Source organism: uncultured Methanobrevibacter sp. (genome assembly GCF_947170395.1).
Taxonomy (GTDB): domain Archaea; phylum Methanobacteriota; class Methanobacteria; order Methanobacteriales; family Methanobacteriaceae; genus Methanocatella.
Window position 1 is genome coordinate 34,643 of sequence record NZ_CAMVTE010000007.1, and the last position, 14,533, is coordinate 49,175.

The window sequence follows — 14,533 nt, forward strand, 5'->3', positions numbered from 1 at the left end:
TTTAGGTTATTTTTATTAATTATTAGCAGGTACATCATGTCAGGGTATGAAACGGTTTACGCAAATAATAATGTGATGGATGATTTTTCAGACATTCTTAACAAGTTTTACAATTCCGTTAAAGATAAATTCACTAAAAATGAAGAAATATCTTTTGATGAGATTATTATCAAATATTCAGAAGATAATGAATTTCTGAAAGATTTAGACTTCATTAAATCTTCCTTAAATGAAATTTCAGAAATGATGGAACAAATCAACTTTGAAAATGATGAATATTATAACTTTGCATCAATCAAAAGAATGATTATCTACATTGTTGATAATCCTGAAAAATACTTTTTCCAGTCTCATTTCATAGTACTTCTTTTAAAAAACTTCAACGATTTGATTGTTAAAGAAAGACAATTGGATGATTATCAAGAAGAATATGAGAAATTTGATAAGTTCTTATATGAACAGGAAGATTACTTCTACACTGAAATCTTTGACGGTGATTCAAAATATGATGATGCAATAGATAAAGTAACAAATATCTTGGGGTAGGCTAATGAATACCTTTTTAGACACTAATGTAATAATAGGTTACATTTATAATATTGAATGATTTAATATCGGATTAATATAAAATATATATTAAATTTAAAAAACCAGCGGATGTTAATGTTGGACAATTTAATATATCAAATGCATTATCATTATTAGTTTTTAATAAAAAAGTCAATAATTAGTATTGGAGGAAATTCATGACAAAAAAATTCATTATTAGAGATGATGATAATCCTAAAATTATTCACAATGATTTGTCAGATTATCTTGATGTTGAATCTATTTTAAAAAAGGATTATGAATATATTTATGAATCTATTCTAAATGAAGGATTTATATTGGAAAATAAGTTAGGGGATGTTTTTAAAGAAATATTATTTGAAAACAAAGTCGTAGGGTTTGCTTTTTATGAATTAAATTCTGCAACGGATTTTGTTTTAAATGAAATTTATGTTTTACCGGAATTTAGAGGCAATTCATTATTTTTATTGGAAATTTATATACTTCTTGCAGCAGGCAATTCATTAAGTATTTTGCAGCCAACAAAAAATCTTGTTGAAATTTTGATTCATTATGGATTTGCATCTAAATTAAGTAAAAATATTGTAGCTAGTGCCATTAGCTTTGATTTTAAAAATGAAGATATCTTATCCAATTCTAATGAAGAATTTGATGATGAGCAGATAATGTCTTCCAATATTTATGATTTAGATATTCGCTCCAGTTTATTTCTTATGGATATTTCAACTCCAGGACGAAATATTATTTATTATCACGAAGAACTTGAAAATGATTTTAATGAGTATGGAAAACGTAAATCATTAAATGATAGTTATTTTAATGAAATCAAAGATTTATTCCTGCAGAATTCTGAAGAATTTGCTCAAATAATGTTTGATTTAAAAGATAAATTGCCGAAGTCTCAATTGGGATTTGATATAGTTGTAGGGCATGGCGATGAATTTTCAGATTATATGCAAGATATGATTGATGATGGAATCATTTCTAAAAATAAAGCTCAGGAAATTAAGGATGTTTTAACAGAAGAATATGAACGTGGTGAAGTTACAGATGATGGAATAATCACCCGTTTTAACTTTTTCCTAAACGATTTGGATTCACAAATAGACATATTGGATATTTTTCAGTTGAATACAAAGATATGTCCATATTGTTACAACCCCATAAATTTATCTGATGAATCATGTCAAATCTGTGGTTATAATCTGTTATATGAGCCTGATTGATGATGATTTTGAAGAGGGATTCTCATTGATAAAGAAAATATTTCTTCTTCCCTGTCGGAGTTATTTGAAAGATAAAATAGAAAATACAAACTTGAAAATATTAATTATGGAAAAGAGTATCCCACAAGCTATGATTTGGATCAATTTAAAATTTTAAAATTCATTGATGAATATCATAATTTGGATTTGGCATTTATTATAATTAATAATTTAAAATTGCCTTAGGATATATTTTCTGAATTATTATTTAGTGAAGAATATGTTACTTTTCAACTACCCCGACCTGTAGAGGTCGTGGATTGTGAGTTATTTTCACAATCCGCTAGTTGAATAGCCTCAGACTTATTATTAATAAGTCTACGTTATTGAGAAATATTATAGTTACCTATAGATGTTTAAGCCTAGTCTGTAGCTCTAAGGTGGGCGATTAAACAGTTCTGAGATGGTAAGAACAGTGTTGCTCACATATAAAACTCTCAAATAACATTGGCGAAGGCTAAACTTACCCAGGAATAGGGGGTAAACTTTATATTAGTTTACAAACTAAACAAAACGGCAATTCCTCCTCGACCTAAAAGAGGTCGAGGTATCCTTGCCAAATATAGATGAATTTTTTAATCAGGTTTGATTTCGATGATTTTAACAGATTTCATGATGTTAATGATGGGGATTTCAACCAAATAGTTTCTAAATATCTTGATGAGCATATTAAACTGGCTAAGAAGAAAAGAGATTTTGACTATTTGATAAATTGTTTTTCTGCTAAAGCAACATTTTGTGTATTGGATGAAAATCTAGATGATGCGCTAAACTGGGAAATGATGAGATTTTGTTTAGCAATTAATCCAGTATATTTAGATAAAGAATATTATAATTTTTACTTACCTTTAAACCAAGAAAATATAGATAATTTAAGGTTATTGAAAGATGAATTTTCAATTAAAATATTAATGGATTCATTTGAAAAATCTTGGGATTATTTTAAGTTTAATAGGGGCATTGTTTCAAAAGAGGATGCTAAAGTTATTCTTGAAAGACTGCTAAATAATCATGAGGATTTGAAATTAATTAATAAAGAAATTAAAGGAAAATACTTTGGGAAAAATCGCAGTGACGATACTCTTCAGATGAATTTGAATGATTACTTTAAATGAATGGAGTTGGTTTTTCAGGATTCAAATTCATCTTTGAATTCCCTATAGGAATTGTAATCACTTTTTAATTGTTTTTTAACAAATCTAATTAATTCATCATCTTTTAGATTATCAAAGATCTCATCAATTTCCATAAATTTGTTTTTATCTAAAACTTGGGATCCACATATTCCCAAATTTCTTTAAAATTAGTTTCAACACCCAGTTTTGTATATTCTCTGACAAGGGTGTTTATGTCTCGTTCAAGAAGCTCTTTAGAAATCGGATTGTCCAGTACTACTGACTGTGAAACGTCAATGATGACAGGTTCTTCATTTAAATTTAAAATATTGTAGTTGGACAAGTCACCATGGACCAGTTTCGCTTCACGAACGAACAATTTGAGCTGCACCAATAGTTTGTTAAAGAATTCATCCGGATTTTTAGGTGGCTGGTTTTTGACGGGCTGTGCCGGATTTCTGTCTTCATCTCCAATAAATTCAATAATCAAAACATTATTGGAACTTGTAAATGGTTTTGGAACGGTTACTCCCGCATCGTATAGTCTTGTCAGGTTTTTAAATTCTTTTGTAACCCAGGAATAAATTATTTTCCTTTTGTTTTTGGTTTTGACGTTAAATCTCGGATCTCCTTTAAGATAATAATCCATTTTTTTAAAATCGGAAGTGGCTATCCTGTAGATTTTAACTGCCACAAAACTTTCATCATCTCTGATGCCTGTAAGCACGTTTGCTTCTTTGCCGGTACTTATGGCTCCATTTAAAACGTCAATGAATCCCTGATTAGCTAGTTTGTATAATGTTTCCAGTGTTATTTTATCGAAAATTTCATTTCCCACTTTTCTTTCTGAACTGTCCTTTTTTCGTTTTCGGGAATGCAATTTTTCGTGAGCGGCATCTGCTTTAGCTATTTTGGAATCCATTTATATCAAAAAAATAAGTAAATAAAGCTACATTTTTAAGTAGCCTTTTCTTTCAAGCCAGTTTGATTCTGTTTTGGTGTATCTCCAGATTACATCGGCTTTTTCATCAGATTGGAAATCCCATGGTTTTACAAGGATTACGTCTCCTTCACGAATCCAAATACGTTTTTTCATTTTTCCAGGGATTCTGGTCATTCTTATATTTCCATCTGCACAACGGACTTTTAGTTTTCCATGTCCCATAATTTGTTCGACTACTCCAGGAATTTCACCTTTTTTAGGGGTTCTTACTCTCCTGTACTCTTGCTGTTGATTTTGATTAGGTTTTGACAAATACTCTCCTCCAAAAATATAATACCTTTCACATTAGATTAAATTATTTATATATTTATGAATATATTATTATATTAAGTTATTGGATACTATATAAAGGGGTAACTATGGGAACTGAATTTTTAAAAATAAAAGAATGTGATGAAGCTATTGACATTATTAATGAATTATTCGACAAAAACCTTGCTGCACAAAGTGAAGAGATAGCAGTAACAGAATCCTATGGAAGGATTCTTTTTGAAGACGTTTACTCAAGAATGGACTTCCCGCCTTTTGACAAGGCATTAAAGGACGGATTTGCAATTCTTGCCGAAGACAGTTTTGGGGCTTCAGAAGAGTCTCCAAACACCCTCGAGGTCATCGACTTTTTGGAGGCAGGTTCAACCACAGACAAAAAGGTCGAAAAAGGCAAATGCATCGAAATAAGTACTGGTGCAGCCATGCCTGAAGGTGGTGAAGCTGTAGTGATGGTGGAATATGCCGAAAAGTTCGACGGTAAGGTCAATCTTCTTACAACAGCCACTCCTTCACAGGATGTTGCAAAGAAAGGCTCCGATATAGAGGAAGGAAAACTGATTCTTAAAAAAGGGGACTTTTTAAATCCGGGTAAAATAGGCGTTCTGCTCTCACAGGGTTTTGAAACAATTGAAGTTTACAAAAAACCTACAGTCGGTATAGTGTCATCAGGAAATGAAATCACACTTCAGGGCGAGGAGTTGGAATATGGAAAAATCTATGACGTAAACGGTGGAATGATTAAAAACGATGCAATTTCCTGCGGTGCGGATGCAAAATTCTTAGGGGTCATGAGGGATGACTACGATGAGGTAAAAAGCAAGATTACGCAATCCCTTAAGGAAGTTGATGTGCTTTTCTGCTCAGGCGGAACCTCAGCAGGTCTTGGCGATGTCCTCAAACATGTTCTCGATGAGCTTGGAGAAGTTTACATTCATGGAATATCAGTACAGCCTGGAAAACCTACAATCGTAGGTGTTATTGATGGAAAGATTGTCATCGGACTTCCAGGAAATCCTGTCTCTGCACTGATGATATTCAACGCATTTGTTGCCGAACCTTTAACAAGACTTGCAGGAATCGACAGGGACTTTGAGCTTAAAACCACAAAGGGAACAATGACCCGCAGAATCCACTCTCAAGTCGGAAGGATGCAATACCAGTTGGTTAAAGTCGATGGTGATGAGGTTCATCCAATTTTCAAGGATTCCGGAGCGATATTTTCACTTTCAACAGCAGACGGTTATGTCAAAATTCCAAAACTTGTTGAAATCCTTGATGAAGGCGAGCAAGTAGAAGTCTTTTTATTCAATTAAGATTAAAAAATTATGTAAGGTGTAATTATGGATTATGAAGTAAAAGTAATTCCAGAACAGAAATTGGGAGTAATAAACTGCAAGACTCCAATTGAAGATTTAGGCATATTTCTTTCCATATTGATGGGTTGGGTTGATGCAGAGGAAATTGAAACCGAAGGGGAACCTTTCGTTGTTTATTTCTCACCAAGGCATGAAGTCAACGAAGGTGATGCGGTATATGACGTAAGCATTGCCATTAAAGGTGATGCCGATGAAACCGACAGAATCCGTGTCGTTGACATGATAGAAAACAAGGTATTGGCAGCCAAACATTTCGGGTCTACAGATTCAATCATGGATACCTATGCAGGTCTTGTTGAGGTTGCTCAAAAGAACAATTATCATATCATCGGATCTCCTAAGGAAGTCCTAATCAAAGGTTTCCATAACTGTGACAATGAAAATGAGTTCATAACCGAAATTCAATTGCCGATTATTGAAATGTAGGTGTTAGAATGTCTAAAAAAGATAAGTTTGATATCGATGAGGAAATCGAAAAGATTGCCCGCAATTCAAATTTCAATATCAGAAAAACAGAATATTCCTTTGAAAAGCAGTTAAAAAAATTGGATAAGGAAATTGATGCTGCCATGAATCAGAAACTGAAGGATTTTGATGAAAACAAGCAGCTGACTTCAGATTATTTAACAATTGACTATAAACAGGATACAATTGACAGATATAGAGAAAAATTAAAAAAGATTTAATTTTCTCTTTCTAATTTTTTCCGACAACCCTCAAATCATGTACCAGCAGTTTTGGTATGATGTATGGACCGTACTGTTTGATTTCACAGTTTAAACCTTCTACTTTTTTCATTATTTCAAAGATGTTGCCTGAAATCATTGCCTTGTCAATAGGGTCTGCCAGTTCACCATTTTCTATTTTAAATGCATTGCTTGCCTCTACTGAGAAGTCTCCGGAAATAGGATTTGCTGTATGTGCTCCCAAAACGCTTGTTGTAAGCACGCCACTTTCAATTTCATCAAGATTTCTCATTTCACTGAATTTGAATTCCAGATTGCTTGGTGAAATCATGGGTGTTGAAAGATAAGACCCTCTATATCCGTTTGAGGTTGTCTTGACGCCTTCCTTGTTGGCAGTGTAAATGTCATAAATGAATGAATTCAAAACGCCATCCTTAATCAGGTCAGTCTTTTGGCTGACGCTTCCTTCACCGTCACATTTTGTGCTGAGCAGTCCCTTTTCCAAAAGGGGATTGTCTGTTATGGTAAGGGTAGGATTTGCGATTTCACTTCCTGTTCTGTCCTTCAGAATTGACCTTCCGCGCATCACGTTTTCACCGTTGAATGCAGACATGAATGTTTGAAGAAGTCCTGTTGCAGCATAATAGTCCAAAACAACACTGTAGTCTCCGGTTTCAATAGGTTTTGTATCAAGTGAGCTTTTTGCCAAATCACAGACTTCCTGGGCTAGCTTTTCACCGTCCATATCAAAGAACCTTGATGACTGTGAGTTATATGCGGTTGCAATCCTGCCGTCCTTTTGAATGGTTACGGACAGTCCCACGCCGAAGCCGGTTCCTTCATTTTCGATTGAAACTCCATTTGAGTTGACAATCAGTGACCTGCCTTCGCTTGCGGAAAATCCTGAACCGGTAATTTCACAGCCGCTGTCGGATGCTGTTTCAATCACGTTTTTTAGAAACTCGACGGATTCGTCAAGATCAAGGTCATTGAATTTCTTGTCATAAACCTTTTCAACTTCCGCTACCTTTTCTTTTTGGGAAAATGCATAATTTTCATCATTTTTGTTCAGTTTGCTGTTTTCAATAGCCTGAAGGCCGGTTTGGGCAATTTTATCAAGATTTGATGTAAATGCAAAACCGAGCTTATGGTCTTTAAGGATTCTTATTCCAATTCCCTGTTCGATTTCTTCCTTGGCAAAGTTCAGCTCGTCCTGTTTGGAGTCCAGTTCAATGACTTTTGACTCGTCAATAAAAATTTCATATTCATCGCATTTGCCTTCAACGGCTCTTCTTGCTTCGTCAGCCAGTTCATATATCATATTATCACTACAGTGCAAATTTTTCAATGGCTTCAGCCACTCCATCACCAAAGTTCTTCTCGCAGGTGTATGTGCTAATCTCTTTGAGTCTGTCTTCGGCATTTCCCACGGCTATTTTGTAACCGACCTCTTTTAGAAAGTCCTCGTCGTTTTGGCTGTCTCCGATGGCCATGACGTTTTCCATGTTTATGCCGTTTCTCTCACAAAGGTATTTCAGTGATGTTCCCTTGTTTACTCTTTTATCGGTTACGTGGAGTGCAAAGCCGCTGTCATAAATTTCAAGTTCATCGAGATATTTGAAGTCCTTCAGCGCTTCATTTAAATCTTCAAGGGCAAGTGTCTTGTAGAATACAGTTTCTGTCAGTCTGTACATGTTGTCATGAGATGCATGCTGGGCGAATCTGTCTCCTAGCTTTTCTTTCAGGTGATTTTCCGCTGATGTGACAAAGTCCCTGTCGACTAATGTTTCAACGGCATTGTCGTTTTCACCTTCCTTAAAGACAACACCTCCGTTTTCTGCAACAAGTCCTCCGCTGCATCCGATAAGGACTTCAGCGGCATATGCATAGTTGACCACATTTCCTGTAACGATTATTGTTGGTATTCCTGCAGATTCCGCTTTTCTTAAGGCTTCGATTGCTGATATGCAGATTTGCCTTTTCTCGTCTGTTATTGTTCCGTCGATGTCTACTGCTATTGCTTCAATTGTCATTCTATCCTCTTGAGTATCTGTGTGCAATGTTACAGGTTCCTTCTTTACTTACCATACATGCTCCAATAGGGTGGAGCGGATTGCATGCCTTTCTGAATAGCTTGCAATCTTCAGGCCTTGCAAGACCCCTTAAAATAGGTCCGCAGATACAGCCTTTAGGAGCTTCATTAACGTCTTTGACTTCAATGTCGTATTTTTCACGTGCATTGAACTCGGAAAACTCGTCCTTGATTTCCAGAATTGAATTAGGTATTTTGGGAAATCCTCTCCATTCCCTTGATGTCACGTCAAATACCTGTTCCATCATTTCCTGGGCTATGACGTTGCCTTCCTCTTTTACTGCTCTTGAGTATTCATTGTCTACTTTCGGTGTTTCATTGTGAATCTGTCTTAAAATCATATAAACTGACATTAAAATGTCAAGAGGGTTGAATCCGGCCACTGCCTGTGGGATTCCAAAGTCTGTTGAGAAGTATTCGAAAGGTTTTGTTCCGATTATTGTACATACGTGTCCCGGCTGAATCAGTGCGTTCAGGCTTGTCTCTCCTGAATTGATTAAAAAGTCAATTGCCGGAGGTATCAGCCTGTGGCATGAAAGCACAGAGAAGTTTTCAGGCGGTGTTGAGAGAAGTTCCGCAGCGGTTGTCGGTGCGGTTGTTTCAAATCCTGCTGAAATGAATGCAACATCATTGTCCTGCTTTTCAGCTATTTCAATAGCTCTGTTGATTCCGTAAACCACTCTTACATCTCCACCTTCTGCCTTTGCATCTGCAAGGGATCTTTCAGAACCCGGAACCCTTAACATATCTCCGAAAGTGGTTATTGTAACTCCTCTGTCGATAAGTTCAAGGGCCTCATCGATTTCACGTGACGGCACTACGCAGACTGGACATCCCGGACCTGCAATAATTTCCACTTCGTCAGGAAGCAGGCTTCTAATCCCATTTTCCATTATTGTGTGTTCGTGGGACCCACAAACGTGCATTATTTTAACGGGTGTAGCTAATTTATTTATTCTTTCTATTAATTCTTTTGACATATTTTTCATATTAACACCGAAGATTTAATATTATACATTGAATATATTTAGTATAAGATGTATTATATTTTGTTATAATTTATTAGTGATTATCATGTTTAACAATAATCTTATTCTGGTAGTTATTCCTGCAAGGGGCGGTTCAAAAGGCATTCCCCGTAAGAATCTCAGACTGCTTAACAACAAGCCTCTCATTTCATATTCGATTGAAACCGCAAAGGCTTGTGAGTATGTTGATGATGTTGTGGTAACTACCGATGATTCACAAATCGCATTGATAGCCGAAAAGTTCGGAGCCAGCGTCATCAGACGTTCACCTGAGCTTGCAACCGATGAAGTAACATTGGACCCGGTAGTTCACGATGCCATGATTCAAAAGGAAAAGCTGGCATTCGATGAATATGATATCATTATCACCCTTCAGCCGACCTCACCGCTGATTACCACACAAACCCTTGACAGGGTAATTGAAAAATTCGATGACTTCAGTCTCGACAGTGTGCTTTCAGTAGTTGATGACAGGCATTTGAGCTGGGGATATGATGAGGACAACAAAAGATATTTCCCGAATTACATTGAAAGACTTGATGCAGATCAGCTTCCGAAATCATTCAGGGAAACCGGAGCTATTCTGGCCACCAGAAGACAGTTTGTCCGGGAGGATTCCCGTCTGGGAACCAATATAGGTATTGTTGAAGTGTCCCGTGAGGAACGTGTCAACATCCAGACCTATGAGGACTGGTGGATTGCAGAAAATTACCTTCAAAAGAAAAGGACTGCAATTGTTGTCAACGCTTCTGATGAAATCGGAATCAGTCACATTAACAGGTGTCTGTCCCTCGCTTCCAAACTGGTGTTTCACGACGTGCTGTTTTTGATTGACGAGCATTATCAGCTGGGAGTGGATATGGTTGATAAAAACAATTTCTCATACCAGACATATGACGATATGGGGGATTTGCTGAAATACCTGAGGGCATATGGTCCTCAGATTGTAATCAATGATATTTTGGATACTTCTGAAGAATACATTTCCGCTTTAAAGATTGAAGACTATTTCGTTGTCAATTTTGAGGATTTGGGTGTCGGAAGTGACCTTGCAGATGTTGTATTTGATGATTTGTATGAACATGAACTGGGTGCACGAAACGTGTTTACCGGCCACAAGTATTTCATATTGAAGGATGAGTTCTACTATCAGCCTCCTAAGATAATTACGAATGCGGTAAATCGGGTTCTGATTGCATTCGGGCAGTTTGATTCAAACAACGTAACCGAAAAGATAATCGATTCCATACTTGCCACAAATTATGAAGGCAGAATCGACGTTATCTTGGGCCTTGACTATGAAGGTCTTGATAATCTCATATCAAAATATGAATCAAACCCTCTGATTCAGATATACAGAAACGTTTCAAATGTCAGCGAGTTCATATTCAAGGCTGACCTTATTTTCACATCTCCAAACAAATCCATGTATGAGATTTGTTCAATCGGGGTTCCGACAATCTGTCTGTGTCAGGATGACAGGGATGTCTCCCATGTATTTGCAAACAGCAAAAACGGATTCATAAACATGGGTCGTGTGGAGGATTTGTCCCAAAAAGATATAATCGATCAGTTTGTCAATGTGGTCAATGATTTCGATTTGAGAATGCAGATGCACAAAAAGATGCTTTCAATCGATTTGAAAAACGGTTTTGAAAATATTCTTGCTGTTATTGAGGAAGAATACCGTAAATTTGAATTCAATAAAAATTTGAAATAAAAAAAAGAAATTAAATTTCTGAAGAACAATCTGCAGAATAGTTGTTTATTAAAACGGCACATTTGTCGATTGTTTCAGAATCTAATTTTATAGTGCTTGTCTGGATTTGATTCAATAACTCTTCAATGAACAGATCCTCATCGGTTAAAGGCATATTGATAACTACAACCTCGTTGTTGATGAAACCTACCAGAGGTTCAACAAAACAGTTTTTGATGTTGTTGTCATTAAGGAAGTTAATTAAATCTTCACCTAAACTTAAAGCTTTTTGTTTGATTTTATTGTCCTGGGAGAATTTAGCCTGTTTGGTTGTGTATCTAAATCTTCTCATGTTTCCTGAAGCAGGAATCTCTTCAATTTTTTCATCATCGCTTTCGGTTGATCCAATCAGATTTAAATTTTCATTTTCAGATTCTAATCTAAGTTTAGGATTGTATTTCTGTGAGAGAAGTGCATAAATTCCTGTTGGACCTACAACCAGGTGGTTGATGCTTGAGTTGGATGTTGGAGTCTTTACATTATAGAAAACATAGAACTCTTCAGGCAAGCTTAACAGGTGTTCCCTGATGATTCTTGTTCTTATTTCAGTTTCTTTAACATCTCTAGTTTTGTAAATTCCATAACATAAGATAATAACTCCAATGAATAAAGCAATGATTCCAACGCCACTGTTTATCAAGAGGATTTCGATAATGCTTAAAACGAATATCACCGCACCTACAAGAAGGAGTGTAGTGTTGGTGTCCATGTTCTTTATATCGAAATCATCATATCCGGTACTTAGAAGGGATCCTGTAGTTGAATCTCCAACTCCAGGTTCAGGTTCAGGGATTGTAAGCCTGTCAATAAAGCCTCCAAAGGACCTTTCATGCTGTTCTTCAGTAGAGGTTGGATAATATTGATTCATGCTTTTGAAAAACTCATCTTTAAGGAAAGTTTTCAAAATATTGTAATCGTTAGTTTTTGGAAGGGCAAATTCCTTTCCAAATTTGGATAAAACAGATTCCGGAATTGTTGTCCTTGCGGTTTTCAATTCAAACTCTTCTGCCTCTTTGAGTTCTTGCTCTTCTTTTTCTGCATCAGCAATTTTGAGCATGCTCTCTTCGGAGAAGAAGTTTTCCAATCTGTTAGTAATTGATTTTAAGGAGCGTGTATTATCTTCTGCTTGTTCTTCCATCTCAGGTTCAGCATCTTGGACTTTATTTTCTTGTCTGATGGTTTGAATTTCTTTTCTTCTTTCCTCAACATATTTGTCCAATTCCGCATTCAGCTCGTCGTCCAAATATCTTAAGGAACCTCCGCAGCTATCACATTCATAATCAAGTATGCTATCGCTACTTTTGATTTTGTATTTCAATCCGCAGTCCTCACATTGGACTATCTGGGAATTGTCATACTTAAATGAATCAATAAATGAGGAACGAGAACTAGCTTCTACATCAGAATATTCTTCCAAGTATTCCAGGTCTCCTGCACATGAAGAACACTCGAATGTTGATATATCGTCATCATCATCGAGTTGGTATTTTGCACCACAGTTCTTACAGCATACAACTTTCATATTATCCTCTTTAAAATTACTTATGATATTACTTTTTTATTTTTGTTTTTATATATCTTTCTAATTAATGTCATTATTGTATTATTCATGATGGAGTGGAATTTAGTTGTTTTCATTTAAATGGTTTAAATAACAGTTATTTTTCCAGATGGTATATGTGAACTTCTCCGTTTCGATATATCTCAACATACGGTTCGCCGATTGTCTTGTTGTCCTTGGCTATGAAATATTCCACATTGTTTTCAAGCATTTGGTCTGTGAAGTTTGTTTCATTGGATACCTTTTCATATGATGGAATCTGCATCTTCAGGATAAATGACATGTCTCCACCACGGTCTGCCCAGATTGTCTTGTTTGCATATTGGGGGTCGTATTGGCTGAGCCATTCTCCGACAGCCTTCTCCTCACTGGCCGCTGTCATGAAATTCGGATGCATCTGATTGTCAAATGTGTGGGGTGAGTTTCCAAGGGCAAAAACGCCTGTACATAATAATATTGCACAAATCAGCGCTATCGGAGCGATAGTTTTGATTTTGTCCATGTATTTTACTTCCTTCAATCTCTCAAAAATCAGTGTCATTGACAGTATTATGAAGTATGCAACGACAGGAAGCATAGGCATGAAATATCTGTCCACCTTGATGTGGTAATATGTAAAGAATGAGAAATTGATTACAAACCAGCAAAGCATTACAAAATCAAAAGCCAGATGGTCCATTTTTGTCTTGTATAATAGCCTATATAATGCCAGCAGGGCTATTGAAATGATTATGATGGAATATATGATTGATATGCTTAGAAATGTTATTAGGTATATTGCCAGTCCTAGGACAAATATTGCCAGTTTCAGCTTTTTGTTTTCATTTTTCAATATTTCTCTGTTTTCGGCTGAGAAAAGCTTTTTGAGATACAGTATGAGTCCTGCAATTAAAATGACAATAAGAATATATGAAACTATTGAAGGGTATCCTCCAATCCAGCTCATTGCTCCGATTTGAAATGCTCCGGGTTTCAGGGAATACGGAACGAAATTAGGTGTTCCAAGATAAATCAAAAAGTTGTTTGTGTAATAGAACACGTTGTTGGTTGCAGCGCTGATGGCATTGTCGGTTGAGTTTGAGATGTATCCTCCCTGGACTATGAATGTCAAATCTATGTTGAGACTGAAGTATATTGCGATAAATGCTGCAAAAACCAATGCTCCGGCACCGATTCCGATAAAAATGTCTTTTATGTTTTGTCTGATGTATGCGATAGGGTCCTTTACCAGGAAAAATGGAATCAGCATTACCGGAATCATCAGCAGCGCTGTGTATCTTGTAAAGAATCCGAGAATTGCAAGGGGAAATGCGATGTAGAGGAATTTGGTGTTCCTTTTGAATGACAATACTGTGAAATATATTGTCCAGATTGACAGGCACATTCCCGGAATGTCCAGCATTCCTTTTGTAACCCAGACGATTACCAACGGAAATGTTGAAAGAATCATTGAACCTGTAAAGCTTAAAACCTCATCAAAGCGGAGCCTTAAAAGCGCATACATTCCAAGGGCTGAAAATATATAAAATATGCTGCTTACAACGATTATTGTAGTGTCTGATATGAATCCCATTCTGAAAAATATCGATGTTATCATCGGAATGAGCGGGGACAGTCCTCTTGTATTTGCCAGTCCGGTATCGTATCCTGCATAAAACAGCGCATTGTTTAAATAGAAAAATACGTCCCGAACATAGTATACTCCGGCCCTGCCGTCAATGTTTAAAAGCAGCAGAGTAATTGCCGCAACAATCACAAGCAGTGATGATATTGCGATTATGTCCTTTTTATGTTCCTTGAAATTCATG

14 protein-coding genes are annotated in these 14,533 nt (G+C 36.1%); 7 read left to right on the forward strand and 7 right to left on the reverse strand.

Translation table 11 applies throughout. The features are described from left to right. The first annotated feature begins 36 nt into the window (after positions 1 to 36). From Q0W04_RS03055 to Q0W04_RS03065, 3 genes are all read left to right on the forward strand, one after another. Positions 37 to 546: a hypothetical protein gene (locus Q0W04_RS03055; RefSeq protein ID WP_298500293.1), complete on the forward strand. Its 510-nt coding sequence runs from the start codon at positions 37 to 39 to the stop codon at positions 544 to 546. Between the two features lie 200 nt (positions 547 to 746). Further along, complete coding sequence (locus tag Q0W04_RS03060) at positions 747 to 1,796, forward strand: hypothetical protein (RefSeq protein WP_298500296.1); 1,050 nt, start codon at positions 747 to 749, stop codon at positions 1,794 to 1,796. Between the two features lie 605 nt (positions 1,797 to 2,401). Further along, on the forward strand, positions 2,402 to 2,950 hold the full coding sequence (locus Q0W04_RS03065) for a hypothetical protein (protein ID WP_298500299.1): 549 nt from the start codon (positions 2,402 to 2,404) through the stop codon (positions 2,948 to 2,950). Positions 2,951 to 3,098: 148 nt separating this feature from the next. Here the strand turns inward: Q0W04_RS03065 and Q0W04_RS03070 are convergent, their stop codons facing one another. Together Q0W04_RS03070 and eif1A are read right to left on the reverse strand one after the other, a co-directional pair. After that, a complete protein-coding gene (locus Q0W04_RS03070) occupies positions 3,099 to 3,872 on the reverse strand; it encodes a serine protein kinase RIO (protein WP_298500302.1) in 774 nt (257 codons plus the stop codon). A 27-nt stretch (positions 3,873 to 3,899) separates the two neighbouring features. Continuing rightward, the gene (eif1A, locus tag Q0W04_RS03075) at positions 3,900 to 4,205 is read right to left on the reverse strand and encodes a translation initiation factor eIF-1A (protein WP_292793457.1); all 306 of its coding nucleotides are present in this window, start codon (positions 4,203 to 4,205) and stop codon (positions 3,900 to 3,902) included. A gap of 107 nt (positions 4,206 to 4,312) precedes the next feature. Here eif1A and glp point away from each other — a divergent pair, with 107 nt between their 5' ends. The 3 genes from glp to Q0W04_RS03090 are packed head-to-tail and all read left to right on the forward strand — an operon-like array spanning position 4,313 to position 6,285. Beyond that, positions 4,313 to 5,536: a gephyrin-like molybdotransferase Glp gene (glp, locus tag Q0W04_RS03080; protein WP_298500306.1), complete on the forward strand. Its 1,224-nt coding sequence runs from the start codon at positions 4,313 to 4,315 to the stop codon at positions 5,534 to 5,536. Positions 5,537 to 5,563: 27 nt separating this feature from the next. Next, complete coding sequence (locus tag Q0W04_RS03085) at positions 5,564 to 6,025, forward strand: GyrI-like domain-containing protein (protein WP_298500309.1); 462 nt, start codon at positions 5,564 to 5,566, stop codon at positions 6,023 to 6,025. 8 nt (positions 6,026 to 6,033) lie between these two features. Further along, positions 6,034 to 6,285, forward strand: a complete 252-nt coding sequence (locus Q0W04_RS03090; protein WP_298500312.1) for a hypothetical protein — start codon at positions 6,034 to 6,036, stop codon at positions 6,283 to 6,285. A 10-nt stretch (positions 6,286 to 6,295) separates the two neighbouring features. Here the strand turns inward: Q0W04_RS03090 and Q0W04_RS03095 are convergent, their stop codons facing one another. From Q0W04_RS03095 to hypD, 3 genes are read right to left on the reverse strand one after another with little or no spacing between them, the layout of a single operon-like run. Further along, positions 6,296 to 7,606, reverse strand: coding sequence for a TldD/PmbA family protein (locus Q0W04_RS03095; protein ID WP_298500315.1), 1,311 nt, complete (start codon positions 7,604 to 7,606; stop codon positions 6,296 to 6,298). Between the two features lie 7 nt (positions 7,607 to 7,613). Continuing rightward, entirely contained in the window at positions 7,614 to 8,318 is a 705-nt protein-coding gene (locus Q0W04_RS03100) for a phosphoglycolate phosphatase (protein ID WP_298500318.1), read from the reverse strand. Position 8,319: 1 nt separating this feature from the next. Further along, entirely contained in the window at positions 8,320 to 9,366 is a 1,047-nt protein-coding gene (gene hypD, locus Q0W04_RS03105; RefSeq protein WP_298500321.1) for a hydrogenase formation protein HypD, read from the reverse strand. 85 nt (positions 9,367 to 9,451) lie between these two features. On the opposite strand from hypD, the gene Q0W04_RS03110 reads away from it, so the two are divergent. After that, positions 9,452 to 11,125, forward strand: a complete 1,674-nt coding sequence (locus tag Q0W04_RS03110; RefSeq protein WP_298500324.1) for a cytidylyltransferase domain-containing protein — start codon at positions 9,452 to 9,454, stop codon at positions 11,123 to 11,125. Between the two features lie 10 nt (positions 11,126 to 11,135). Here Q0W04_RS03110 and Q0W04_RS03115 read toward each other — a convergent pair whose 3' ends face one another. Together Q0W04_RS03115 and Q0W04_RS03120 are read right to left on the reverse strand one after the other, a co-directional pair. Further along, the gene (locus tag Q0W04_RS03115; RefSeq protein ID WP_298500327.1) at positions 11,136 to 12,686 is read right to left on the reverse strand and encodes an NERD domain-containing protein; all 1,551 of its coding nucleotides are present in this window, start codon (positions 12,684 to 12,686) and stop codon (positions 11,136 to 11,138) included. Between the two features lie 136 nt (positions 12,687 to 12,822). Further along, the gene (locus Q0W04_RS03120; protein WP_298500329.1) at positions 12,823 to 14,532 is read right to left on the reverse strand and encodes a glycosyltransferase family 39 protein; all 1,710 of its coding nucleotides are present in this window, start codon (positions 14,530 to 14,532) and stop codon (positions 12,823 to 12,825) included. Position 14,533: the final 1 nt, after the last annotated feature.